13 protein-coding genes are annotated in these 12,225 nt (G+C 33.0%); 1 reads left to right on the top strand and 12 read right to left on the bottom strand.

What is annotated here, in order from left to right; genetic code table 11:
* Nucleotides 1-44: 44 nt before the first annotated feature.
* Both X926_RS09565 and X926_RS09560 read right to left on the bottom strand, forming a co-directional pair.
* Complete coding sequence (locus tag X926_RS09565; protein WP_103065936.1) at nucleotides 45-2,066, bottom strand: chemotaxis protein CheA; 2,022 nt, start codon at nucleotides 2,064-2,066, stop codon at nucleotides 45-47.
* 27 nt (nucleotides 2,067-2,093) lie between these two features.
* Nucleotides 2,094-3,317 (bottom strand): nicotinamide-nucleotide amidohydrolase family protein, encoded by a 1,224-nt coding sequence (locus X926_RS09560; protein WP_158245248.1) that lies wholly within the window; start codon nucleotides 3,315-3,317, stop codon nucleotides 2,094-2,096.
* 581 nt (nucleotides 3,318-3,898) lie between these two features.
* Here X926_RS09560 and nth point away from each other — a divergent pair.
* Entirely contained in the window at nucleotides 3,899-4,531 is a 633-nt protein-coding gene (nth, locus tag X926_RS09550; RefSeq protein WP_103065933.1) for an endonuclease III, read from the top strand.
* Between the two features lie 35 nt (nucleotides 4,532-4,566).
* Here the strand turns inward: nth and X926_RS09545 are convergent, their stop codons facing one another.
* The 10 genes from X926_RS09545 to X926_RS09500 form a co-directional block, all read right to left on the bottom strand.
* A complete protein-coding gene (locus X926_RS09545) occupies nucleotides 4,567-5,016 on the bottom strand; it encodes a hypothetical protein (RefSeq protein ID WP_103065932.1) in 450 nt (149 codons plus the stop codon).
* A gap of 53 nt (nucleotides 5,017-5,069) precedes the next feature.
* On the bottom strand, nucleotides 5,070-6,074 hold the full coding sequence (locus X926_RS09540) for an NAD(P)H-dependent glycerol-3-phosphate dehydrogenase (protein WP_103065931.1): 1,005 nt from the start codon (nucleotides 6,072-6,074) through the stop codon (nucleotides 5,070-5,072).
* Nucleotides 6,074-7,018 (bottom strand): tRNA (guanosine(46)-N7)-methyltransferase TrmB, encoded by a 945-nt coding sequence (trmB, locus tag X926_RS09535; protein ID WP_103065930.1) that lies wholly within the window; start codon nucleotides 7,016-7,018, stop codon nucleotides 6,074-6,076. The genes X926_RS09540 and trmB overlap by 1 nt, the downstream gene beginning before the upstream one ends.
* 57 nt (nucleotides 7,019-7,075) lie before the next feature.
* Nucleotides 7,076-7,378, bottom strand: coding sequence for a 30S ribosomal protein S20 (gene rpsT, locus X926_RS09530; protein WP_103065929.1), 303 nt, complete (start codon nucleotides 7,376-7,378; stop codon nucleotides 7,076-7,078).
* A gap of 80 nt (nucleotides 7,379-7,458) precedes the next feature.
* Nucleotides 7,459-8,655 (bottom strand): methionine adenosyltransferase, encoded by a 1,197-nt coding sequence (gene metK, locus X926_RS09525; RefSeq protein ID WP_304465942.1) that lies wholly within the window; start codon nucleotides 8,653-8,655, stop codon nucleotides 7,459-7,461.
* A gap of 203 nt (nucleotides 8,656-8,858) precedes the next feature.
* Complete coding sequence (locus X926_RS09520) at nucleotides 8,859-9,842, bottom strand: M23 family metallopeptidase (RefSeq protein ID WP_158245247.1); 984 nt, start codon at nucleotides 9,840-9,842, stop codon at nucleotides 8,859-8,861.
* A gap of 103 nt (nucleotides 9,843-9,945) precedes the next feature.
* Entirely contained in the window at nucleotides 9,946-10,188 is a 243-nt protein-coding gene (gene hfq, locus X926_RS09515) for an RNA chaperone Hfq (RefSeq protein WP_103065926.1), read from the bottom strand.
* Nucleotides 10,189-10,234: 46 nt separating this feature from the next.
* Nucleotides 10,235-11,146 (bottom strand): tRNA (adenosine(37)-N6)-dimethylallyltransferase MiaA, encoded by a 912-nt coding sequence (gene miaA / locus X926_RS09510; protein WP_103065925.1) that lies wholly within the window; start codon nucleotides 11,144-11,146, stop codon nucleotides 10,235-10,237.
* Complete coding sequence (locus X926_RS09505) at nucleotides 11,143-11,913, bottom strand: class I SAM-dependent methyltransferase (RefSeq protein WP_103065924.1); 771 nt, start codon at nucleotides 11,911-11,913, stop codon at nucleotides 11,143-11,145. The genes miaA and X926_RS09505 overlap by 4 nt, the downstream gene beginning before the upstream one ends.
* On the bottom strand, nucleotides 11,870-12,211 hold the full coding sequence (locus X926_RS09500; protein ID WP_103065923.1) for a hypothetical protein: 342 nt from the start codon (nucleotides 12,209-12,211) through the stop codon (nucleotides 11,870-11,872). Before X926_RS09500 ends, X926_RS09505 begins: the two co-directional genes overlap by 44 nt.
* Between the last annotated feature and the right edge of the window lie 14 nt (nucleotides 12,212-12,225).

Below are 12,225 nucleotides of genomic sequence, written 5' to 3'. Positions count from 1 at the left end.
CCTTCGCCCCGCAGCCCGCCCCACAATAATGTCTATTAAATTTGTTATATTAGCGAAGCCACATCTAATATTAGAGCAATTCTTCCGTCTCCTAAAATTGCTCCTCCGCTAAATTCTTTAACATCTTTCAGCAGAGATCCTAATGATTTGATAACTATATCGTCTTGACCTAATAATCTATCTACAACAACACCATACTTTTTGTTCCCCAATTTGACAATAATAATATACTCGCTAGAAGAATCTTTTTTCTTTTCATAACCAAATAACTTTCTTAAACGTACTACAGGCATTACTTCCCCTCGCAAAAGGAAAACTTCTTGGCCTTGGACAATTTTTAACTCACCATCACTCAATCTTTGAGTGGTGTCAATATTGGCAATAGGTATAGCATATACTTGCTCATTTACAGTTATGAGAAGAGCTTCGATAATTGCTAAGGTAAGAGGTAACCTTATACTTATCTTTGTACCTTTTCCTTTTTTTGTTTCCAGAGAAATAGTACCCTTTAAACTCTCTATAGTACTTTTAACTACATCCATTCCAACGCCTCTACCTGATAATTCCGTAGAAACTGTTTTAGTAGAAAAACCAGGTAAAAAGACAAAATTGTATATCTCCTCTTCGCTTAATTTTGATGCTTCTGATGAACTAATCAATCCCTTATTTATAGCTGTCCGGAGTATTTCATTTACATCAAACCCTTTCCCATCATCTTCCACTTCTATGATAACTCCGTTACCTTCATGCCGAGCTGATAACTTCAAAGTGCCTGTTTCGGGTTTCCCTTTAGCCAAACGCTCGTGAGGACCTTCTATACCATGATCAAGAGAGTTCCTTAATAGATGAACCAAGGGCTCACCTATCTCGTCAACCACGGTTCTATCTAATTCTGTTTCTTCTCCTTGAATCACAAAGTTCACTTTTTTCCCCAATTCTTTTGCAAGATCTCGTACAAGCCTTGGAAATCTATTGAACACAAAAGCAACTGGAACCATTCTAATTTTCATAACAACATTCTGAAGATCTAAGGTTATTCTTGAAAGTTGAGTTAAACTTTCGTCTACTTCTTTTACATCGTACTTACTTAAAGTTTCAATAATTCTACTTCTAGCTATGACGAGCTCTGCCATTAAATTCATCAAATCATCCAATTTATTTATATCTACTCTTATACTTCTTGAAAGCTTAACTTCTTTTTTGTTATTCTCTAGACCCTCTTGTTTTGACCCTTCTTCCTCATCTTTACTCTCTTCTTCTGATCCAAAAAGATTATTCGCTGAAAATTCATCCACATAAACCGATTCTACTTCGGCAACTTTATTAACAAGTTCTGCTATTTCTCCAATGCTTTTGGAGGTAACAATCCCAAAAATTAATTCTTTATCAAAATTTTCTTTTTCTATCTCTTCTACACTGGGATAAGTATAAACTATCTCACAGCCATTATCTTCTAATTTATGATGTATTGCGTAAGCTCTTGCCTGCTTTAACTGAACACCATCCTCTAAAATAACTTTTAAAATAAAAAAGTTGAGATTATTTTCTTTGGCTCTTTTAAAAACATTCTCTAAAAGTTCCTTAGTTTCTTCGCTCATTTTAGAGTATATTTCATTATTTTGTTTGACTTGATTTTCTTCGTGTTCAGTCGTTTTGTACTTGGACGATTTAGAGGAATCAGTTGATTCCACATAAGAGTTAATTTTATCTAAAAGTTTTTCCAGTTTTTCTATACTCCCATTTCCACCTTGTTCTATATCTGTAATACTCTCTTCTAATGCGTCCGAGGCTTTAAATAAAAAATCCATCAGGTCGTTGGTTAAATCAATCTTTTTATTTCTTAATGAATCTAATACATTTTCCAATTTGTGGGAAAATTTAGCCAACGTATCAAACTCCATAGTTCCTGCCATACCTTTTAAGGTGTGAATCACTCTGAAAATATTGTTTATTATTTCTAGGTTACTTTTATCTTTTTCAAGTTCAAGTAGAAGGTCATTAAGCTCTTGAATATTTTCTTTAGATTCCTCTAAAAAAACATTTAAATATACATCATAATTCGACAATTCTATCCCCTCCTATTTCTAACTATTCTACACCCTTTTAAAGGGATTTTGATTCCGAACCAAATTTAAAATATTCCAAAAAGCAAAATAAGTGGCTCTTTTTCGAATTTCATCCCTATCCCCTGTAAAAACCTTTTTTAAGGCACCAAAATCTTCATTAGTGAGAAAACCAAACCAAACCATTCCAACCGGTTTTTCTTCACTCCCCGAACTTGGCCCTGCTATACCACTAACGGATACACAAATATCACTTTCCATGATTTTCTTCAAACCATATGCCATTTCTTTGACGGTTTCCTCGCTAACAGCTCCAAATTTTTCTATGGTTTCTTTTTTGACGTCCAATAATCTTACTTTTGATTCATTAGAATAGGTCACAACTGAACCTTTGAACACATTAGAAACACCTGGAATAGATACCAATGTATCTGAAAGCATCCCTCCGGTACATGACTCCGCAAAAGAAAGTGTTTTTGAAGACTCCATTAATGCTTCAAATAAAGTAATTTCTAAACTTTTAAAACCAATAAAATACTTACTAAATTGAGACATTATCTTTTCTAATATGGGCTCAAAATCATCATTTTTTTGCATTCTAATCCTTAAACTGGGGCCGATGTATTCTTCTATTTTTGTAGAGTAATCAAAATTTTTCAGAATGACTGAAACTTCTTGCATTAACTCAGCTTCTGTTAAGCCATAAAAATAAAGGGAGTATTCTACATTGTCGTTTTTCATATTACTTTTTAATTCATTGTATATATACGTATCAAAAATTGCTTTCATCTCGTTATAAGGTCCTGGCAGTAAATAAATAGTTTTACCTTTCACCTGAACTTTTTGTCCTGGTGCACTTCCTACAGGATTTTGTAGTATCTCAGCATTTTTTAAAATGTAGCTTTGTTTTTTTAGGATACTTAGGTATTTCGCGGTTTTGTTGTAATAATACTTTTTTATTTTCTCAAATAATTCTTCATTAAATACAATATCTATATTACAACTTTCAGAAACAGCTTGAACTGTCAAATCGTCGTGTGTTGGCCCCAAACCACCTGTTAGAAATATTATATCACACATCTCTAACGATTCTTCAATGGATAATTTTATCAAAGATAAATCATCTTTTACATTCGTTATTTTTAAAGTATCATATCCAATATATTTGAGCTTTTCAGCAAGGTATTTTGAGTTTTTATCCAATATTATACCTTCTGTTAATTCATTACCCGTCGCAATTATACATGACTTCAATGTTGTCACTCCTAAATGTTTTAGCTAAACTAAATCATTATATTTTACCACAATTTTTTTCTTATTTTCACAATTTACTAATTTTAATATTTTGGTGCTATCATTACACATTGGGGGCAAGCCCCCAAACCCCCGAACCCTTTTAAATGTAAAGAAGTAATTAAAAAGCATGGTTTGGGAGACCACCAAACCCAAACCCCCAAAACCAATGTTCATTTTAAAAAAGATTTTTGCACAAATCAGCAAAAGGTAAACCCCTTAAGATCCCCGTGCATCATTTGCTTCGCAAATGAGAATTTGGAAATTATTTCAAAGGCATTATGAACAACGCGTTTTGCATAAGCCTGCAAAATGCTGGGTAAATGAGAATATGGAAATTGTTTCTAAGGCATTATATAGAACCATTTTGCACAAAGCTACAAAAAACATCGTTTGCACACTGCGGCAAACTTAATAAAGATTTTTTGCACAAATCAGCAAAACGGGTGGGGAGCGGGGCGAAGGGGCGCTAAAGCTAACAAGAACCAAGCTTTCAAGCTTATTAAAAAGGTTCCAAAAACTTTATGATAAAAGGAGAAGAGATGAAGAGAGATATAAAAAAAGAAGCGGAACAGATCATAAATATGTTTCCACGTAGCAATTCTGAAACAGATCCTTTTAAGGTTTTGATTGAAACGGTGCTTTCTCAAAGAACAAAAGATGAAAATACTGAAAAAGCTTCTAAATCACTTTTTTCTCATTACAAAAATGTTTTTGAGATTTCTAAATTAAATCCTCAGGACCTATACGATCTAATCAAGCCAGCAGGTATGTACAAACAGAAATCAGAAAGGATTATTAATATTTCTAAAATTTTAATTGAAAAGTATAATGGGGAAGTACCTGATGAATTAGAAGAGTTGATTAAGCTTCCAGGAGTGGGAAGAAAAACTGCCAATATAGTTTTGTACGTGTCTTTTGGTAAAGAAGCACTTGCAGTTGACACGCACGTACATAGAATTTCCAATAGACTCGGTTGGGTGAAAACAAAAACACCTGAAGAAACTGAAGTCCAATTGAGAAGAATTATTCCGCCTGAATTATGGGGACCTCTGAATGGTTCAATGGTAAATTTTGGTCAGAAGATTTGTAAGCCAATTTCTCCAAAGTGCATGGAATGTTTTTTGAATGAAATATGCCCCTCGAAGCGGGTATATAAAAACAAAAGCCGGTGAACTGATACCGGCTCTTATTTTTTTAAAATCAAACCTTACGGCATGATTATATTTCCTCTATTTTTACCTTTTTCTTTTTGATTTTTTGCAATGCCTGCTCTTTCTAGTTGGTTCAACAGTTCTGGGGGAGCTATACTGATATTACCTGCAGCTTCCTCTTCCTCAAGTAGCTGTTTCATTTTTTCCTGGTAATCTGCCATTCTTTTCCTTAAACTATCTAAGTCATTATCGATCCATTGTATTATTCCCTTTGAGATCTCTTCAATTCTTTCATCGCTCAAATCCATCTTATCTTCACTTAGTTCATTTAAAGCACTTAATTCTTCTTTTACAGATTCTTTGACCTTGTCTTCATCCAACAGGTCATTTTTCTTGATTAACCTCAAAGCCACATTTGTTCTAAATTTTAAATCTTCTAAAGAAATTTCTAAACTTTCCAAACGTATCATTAATGCTTGTAAAAGCTGATCCAAAGAAACTTGCATTCGAATGCCTCCTTAAAATTTAACTTTCTTATTTAATTATACCATAATAGCTTTCAATTAAAAAATTCGGATTTCAAATCCCTTGCCATTAATTCGTTAATAGCCGTTTTTGGATCTACACCTTCGTATAAAACTTGATAGATTTTGGAAGCTATGGGCATTTCAATTTCTTTTTCATTTGCATCCTTATACACAGCTTTAGCCGTGTAAACGCCTTCCGCTACCATAACCATCTGTTCCAATATTGTTTTTAGACTCATACCTTTTGAAAGCATTTCTCCAACGTACCGATTCCTGCTATGTGAGCTAGTGCACGTAACAACAAGATCTCCAATTCCCGCTAAGCCCATAAACGTTTCTTTCTTTCCTCCATAAAACGTTCCATACCTAATAATTTCAACCAACGATCGGGTAATTAGAGCGGCTTTAGTGTTATCCCATTTTCCAAATCCATCTATTATACCCGCACCTATTGCGTATATATTTTTTATGGCCCCACTGATTTCTACTCCTATTAAGTCATTGTTAGTATACACCCTAAAAGTTTCATTACTAAAAATTTCCTGTATGTATTTGTTGACCTGATCATCTATACCAGCAATTACAACTGATGTAGGTACTTTTTCAGCTACTTCTTCCGCATGACTTGGACCACTAAGGGTACAGTACTTAAACCCTGATAGGTACTCCTCAAAAATTTTACTTGGTATCTTTTGGCTTTCAATTTCCACACCTTTTGATAGGTTGACAAAAACGATATCTTTGTTTGTAAGAGAGGTTTTGTGAATTTGTCTTAATACTTCTGATATATGTTGAACAGGGATGGCTATAATTACAATTTGTGCGTTCGTTAAACTTTCATTTATATCCCATTCAACATTTATCTCTTTGGCAGGGAGTTTTAGGGTAGATAAATATCGAGGATTTTTTCCTTTTTTTATTTCTTGTAAAAGTTTTTTGTCTCTATCCCAAATTGTTACTTTTTGATTATTATCAACTAAATGCTTTGCTATAGCGGTTCCCCAACTACCAGCTCCCAAAACCGTTATATGAGGCATTAATTTTCTAGCTCCTTGGCGATTGTGTTCACGGCTTCTTTAACAGAAGGAGTTCTGTAAGCTTTTGCTATATCGTCTAGTTTTACTAACCATCCTTCTCTCATTCTGATGACATTTACAAAATAACTTTGAATATACCCTTCGTCTTCAGAAAAAACCTTCACTAAATATTCCGAACCATCTATTTTAGTGTATACATCTTTTATAACTATAGCCATGTTACCGCTGGATTTTTTTAATCCAATCAGAGATGGTAATTTATCAAAATCAACTTTCTTAATTTTCTCATGAGGCAAATCTAATTCTCCTTCTAACAATCTTTTTATGCTTTTTTTGAATTTTTTTCGTGCTATTAATAAATATTTTTTTCTTCCTTCATTTTCCCATTTTTTTTCATATCTAGTTTTGAATGGTAATTGCTTAACTTCTACAATATTTTTTACTTCAAAACATCCGTTGCTTGTGAATTTTTCTTCAACATCAGAAGCATAGACAAAATCGTCGGTTGTTAAAGTTAATTCACCATCTACTTCTAATACCGACGATAATGTGTCTATAAATTTTTCGTCAAAAAGACGGTTTTTTGCATGTTTTGCTTTTGGCCATGGGCATGGAAAATTAACTATTAGTTTATTAATCGAGTTATCACAAAAAAATTCCCTAAGGGCGAATTTTGCATCTTCAAGGATTATTTGTATGTTATTTAAATCATTTTGAAAGATTTTGTTTTTTATTTTACGACAGGATGTTAGGGATGTTTCTATTCCAATATAATTATAGTTATTATTCTCTTTAGCTAAATTTACTAAAAACTCTCCACCACCGAATCCAATTTCAACAATTAACTTATTGCTGTTTCCAAAAATCTCATTCCATTCGATAGGATAACTTTTTATATCTTTTGTATTTATTTGATACCTTTGTAAGAAAGAATAAGAATTCAAATTTCAATACCTCCCAAAAAAGGGGGTTATAATCATTTTGATTATAAAATTTATAGATCAATCGTTTGCTACTGTACTTTCTGGTGCCATTTCTCCTAAATATTTTTTAACCTTTAAATGTAATTTTGATTTTTTCCTTGCTGCGTAATTTTTATGTACAGCACCATGTGATTTCGCAGTGTCAATAATTTTAAAAGATTTGCTTAATAACTGCATCAATTCATCTCTTTCGGCATTTTCTTGTATTTTCTTGTCTATTTCCTTAGAAATTTCCTTAATCCTCTTTTGATATCCACGATTTTTTTGTCTTCTTTGTTCTGATTGTCTAACCCTTTTTTCTGCAGATTTTTTATTTGGCAATTTTTTAAATACCTCCTTAACTTTTATTTTTTATGCGCCCTGTGACCCTTTTAAAATCAAAATCGTTTGACTTTAGTGAACTACAATCCTAATGCTGCTTTCAATTCTTTAACTTTATCCAATCTCTCCCAGGGAAATTCTACATCTTTTCTTCCGAAATGTCCGTAAGCCGCAGTCTTTTGGTAAATAGGTTGTAAAAGATTTAAGTTACTAATTATAGCGGCAGGTCTAAAATCAAAAATATCTTTCACAACTTTATATATCTTTTCTTCATCCACTTTTGCAGTACCTTTTGTGTCAATATTTATTGAAACGGGTTGTGCAACACCAATGGCGTAAGACAGTTGAATTAAAACTTCATCTGCAGCACCACTTGCTACCAAATTTTTGGCTACGTATCTTGCCATATAAGTAGCGGATCTATCTACTTTGGTAGGATCTTTTCCTGAAAAGGCTCCCCCACCGTGTGGTGCCCAACCACCATATGTATCAACGATTATCTTCCTTCCAGTGAGACCTGTATCAGCTTGAGGACCTCCAATAACAAATCTTCCTGTAGGATTGATAAGAATTTTTGTGTTTTTTGTAAAAAGATTTTCGGGTATCACTGGGATTATTACATGCTCTTTTATTGCTTCTTCTAACTCTTGCCTTTTTATATCAGGCGAATGCTGAGCAGAAATAAGAACAGTTTCAACACCCACTGGGTTATTATTTTCATCGTATTCTACCGTTACTTGGGTTTTACCATCAGGCCTTAAAAAATCCAAAGTATTCGATTTTCGAACATCAGCCAATCTTTTTGCAAGTCTGTGAGCTAAGAGAATAGGTAAAGGCATATAAGCATCCGTTTCGTTTGTAGCATATCCAAACATAATACCCTGATCTCCTGCTCCGATCTTTTCAAAAGGATCTTCTTCTTGTTTTGATTTAACTTCGAACGATTTGTCAACCCCCAGGGCTATATCAGGTGATTGCTCTTCAATAGAAGTAATTACTGCGCATGTTTCACCATCAAATCCAAATTTAGCTCTGTTATAACCTATATCTAAAATGGTATTCCTGACAAGCGTCGGAACATCTATATATGCTGAGGTTCTAACTTCACCTGTTACTACAACTAGTCCCCTTGTCACCAAAGTTTCTACAGCACATCGAGCGTTTATCTTATTTTCTTCGGGTTCTTTTTCCAATATAGCATCAAGTATAGTATCAGAAATTTGATCACAGATTTTATCTGGGTGACCTTCAGTTACACTTTCACTGGTAAAGAGCATTTTTTTCACATTCAATCCTCCTTGATTTCTTCGAATTTTTCATTGCCTTCGGTTCCTAACCTTGCTACGGGGTCTTCGCCCTGCAACCACCCAATTCAAATTATCTTTAGAATTCCACGAGCTATATTATATCAAAAAAATCAAATTTCTCAAGTGAATAAAGCTCATACATTGTTAAATTTTACAAATAGAATTAACATTTCCTATGGCTTTATGAATTTCAATTTATAAACTTTTTCATTACCCCATATGTCCTCTAAAACGATTTCTCCATTTAAAGTCGTAGATGTTCCATATGAAAATGCAGAAAAGTCATTGATAACTATTGGAGATAAATATTCGTCAGAGTACATTTTTAACCAGTATATGGAAGATGTAGAACCATATCCAAATACAACATCAGCTTTGTATATTTCCGAATCTTTGATCTGGCTAAAATCTAACTTGTAAGTTAAAATACCGTTGATATACATAGAAACCTTTTTTGGAAGAATAGTGGAGTTATTTCCTAATTTTTCTCTTACTCTAATGTCTATCCGGGGATAGTTACCTGTGTATTCTACAACGGTTTCTCCATTTTCTGTAACCTCAAAATATTTATTATTGGATCTGATGTTCATTAATTCCAAAGATTTATCCCTTTGTTCGTGATATTCTAAAAACTCAAGGGGATCGTAATTGACGAATTCATCTCCGTTTTCCTTTAAAACCTCAAAATGTAAATGTGGAGCAATAGCTTCTCCTGTATCTCCTGAATAGGCTATAATCTCATTTAGGTTTATTGGAATTTCACCCTTGGGAAAAATAATTTCTATCTTTTGGTTTCCAAATTCGTTTTGAACTAATTGAGAATATTTAATTATTTTATCAGAGAAAACACTTAAATGTGCATATCCACTAATTAAATCAGAATCTTCATGGTATAAAAATATTGCATTGCCATAGAGAGGATCATTTAACCAAATCTTATAAAGAGAACCTTCAGCTGCAGCGTAAACAGTCTCTCCTTTTCTGTTAAAAGTAGAAAAATCTACCCCTAAATGAAAATGCGGATCCACTCCAGTATCTCTGTATTCACCAAAGGAAGCTGTTATGTATGAGTTTTTTATTGGTGGCTGAAATAGCTGAGAAATGGAAAAAACAGAAAATATTAGAATATACAAAAAAATAAAAAGAGTTTTTTTCAAATTAATTCCCTCCAACGTTTTCATATCATTATTTAGTAAAAAATACTAGAAAACTACCCCTTCTTTCAAGGGGGCAGTTTTTATTTTTCTCTTTCTACTCATCCTACTCATCTTTAGACGGCTGTTCTTGGAAAAGTTTTACATATTTTGAAGGCACCATCATTTTTATGGCATGTTTATAAACCAGTGATTGCTCACCGTTTTTTTCCAATAAAACAGTATAATCATCAAAAGACCTTACCATTCCGCTTGTTTGGAATCCCCCTTCTAAAAAGATTTTTACTTCTATCTTGTTAATCCTTAGAATATTCAAAAATCGATCTTGTAAATTAAACTTTTCTGCCATGTTATCACCCCTCGTACAAGAAATTAAATATCGCCCTGCAACCCGCTCAAAACCAGAATCTTAATATTTTATCTACTACATCTTCTTGACCAGTTTGACTCAAATTGATCCACTTTGCACATTCTATCTTACGAAAGTATATAATCTGCCTTCTGGCATAGTTACGAGTGTTAACTTTTATCTGGTGAACCATTTCATTAAAATCAATTTTCCCATATAGATATTGTATCACTTCTTTATAACCTATGGTGTTTAAAGCGTTAAGAGTTGTAGAATACCCTGAAGACAAGAGATTCTGTACCTCATCTATCAAACCTTCATCTATCATTTGATGGACTCTTTTGTTAATCCTTTCATGCAATTCTTGCCTTTCTCTATCTAGTATGAATATACGATAATCGAAAGTATTATCGCTTTGCCTATTTTCTTTTACTATATCCCCCATTTTGATTCCTGTTAAAATATAAATCTCTATAGCTCTAATGATCCTTTTTAAATCGTTTGGATGTATCTGTGTAGCTCTTTGTGGATCCAAATCTACCAAAATCTTTCTCAAAACACCAGGATTATTTGCTTCTAATTTTCTTAAATAAGTTCTTAAACCGTAGTCAGATTTTACGTTCAAAAAGCCTTTCCTCAAAGCATCAAGATATAATCCCGTCCCTCCAACTAAAACTGGAGTATTTCCTCTATTTAATACTTCAACGATCTTTTTTTCTGCCAATTTTTTATAATCAAAAGCTGTAAAATGGGTACTTGGATCTATTGAACCAAACAAGTGATGTGGAATATTTTTTTGGGTTTCTTCATCAGGCATAGCGGTACCAATTATAAGATGGCTATAAATTTGCCTCGAATCCATACAAATTATCTCACCGTTAATTCTTTTGGCTATCTCAATGGATATGTCTGTTTTCCCAACAGCCGTCGGACCTGCTATAACTAAAACTTTGTTCACTTTTCAATCACTCCAAAAAAAACCCCACTTTTTTTACTTCCAATTTTTTTATCGAAGTTATATAAATCCCACACACTGTCGTTAGATCGTGCTTTGATTACTACTTTTTTCTTAGCAATTTTAATCATCTTTTCTAAATCTTCTCGAGTTATCTTATCGTATCGAGCAAACTTCCTTATAGGATTGATCGAACTTGATTTGTATTGAGGATTCTCGAACATAGGATCACAATATACAACATCGTAACTTTCTTCTTTTTGCTCGTCTAAAAAAAATTTATAATCTGAATTTATAACTACGATCTTTTTGGAAGCTTCTTTCATCCAATTTTCTTTATAATCGTAGCTAGTTATATTTTCTGCCACAACCGCATATATTGGAAAAGACGCCTCTAATCCCACTACTTTTTCACAAAAATATGACAGTAATAAGGCATCACTTCCAAGCCCAAGGGTTAAATCAAGTATAGTATCGTTTCTCTGCGGAGATACTGCGTTTATTAAATGATCAATTCCATTCTTTAGATAATTGTTTAATCTTATTTTGGAAACAGAAGGATGGAAAAATAATTTTCCATCCTCCCATTGAAAGTTTAGCGATAGTTCCTTATCTATTACAAAATAAAAATTTTCTTCGTTGATTCTTAGCTTATTTCTTTCTAAATAAACACCACCGTATTTGTTGGCTAATTGCAACGCTTTTTCTACTTGTTTTTTATTTGGCTTATGGGAAGTTGTAAAGATCCATTTGGTGATATTCTTCACCATCAATTATAACTCCTTTTTCAGATAATCTGTTTTCTAAGTCCAAAAGGATTTGGTTTCTCTTCAAGATTTCATCGTTTAGCTCTTTTTTTCTTTTTTCGATTTCATTGTACTGTTCTTTTAAATTGTAATATAAATCTATTTGTCTATATATTTGGAAAGAGACGAATCCCAATATAAATATTAAGGCGCTTAATAATAAAAGTCGCAAAATGTTAGAAATATTTGGTTTTTTATGATCTAGCACTTGCTTTTTCTTATTTTTACTGCTATCTAACTCAATAAATGGAATTGCTCTCACTTCCCAAGCGAACC

This window comes from Petrotoga sp. HWHPT.55.6.3 (assembly GCF_002895495.1).
GTDB classification, from domain to species: Bacteria; Thermotogota; Thermotogae; order Petrotogales; family Petrotogaceae; genus Petrotoga; species Petrotoga mobilis.
The sequence above is the reverse complement of the archived record's forward strand: the minus strand, read 5'-3'. Positions and strand labels throughout refer to the sequence as shown.

What these genes read in the sequence shown, in the direction of transcription:
- nth (WP_103065933.1), top strand. Translation starts at nt 3,899, where the DNA reads ATGAAGAGAGATATAAAAAAAGAAGCGGAACAGATCATAAATATGTTT.
- X926_RS09545 (WP_103065932.1), bottom strand. Translation starts at nt 5,016, where the DNA reads ATGCAAGTTTCTTTGGATCAGCTTTTACAAGCATTAATGATACGTTTG.
- X926_RS09540 (WP_103065931.1), bottom strand. Translation starts at nt 6,074, where the DNA reads ATGCCTCATATAACGGTTTTGGGAGCTGGTAGTTGGGGAACCGCTATA.
- metK (WP_304465942.1), bottom strand. Translation starts at nt 8,655, where the DNA reads ATGCTCTTTACCAGTGAAAGTGTAACTGAAGGTCACCCAGATAAAATC.
- hfq (WP_103065926.1), bottom strand. Translation starts at nt 10,188, where the DNA reads ATGGCAGAAAAGTTTAATTTACAAGATCGATTTTTGAATATTCTAAGG.
- X926_RS09505 (WP_103065924.1), bottom strand. Translation starts at nt 11,913, where the DNA reads ATGGTGAAGAATATCACCAAATGGATCTTTACAACTTCCCATAAGCCA.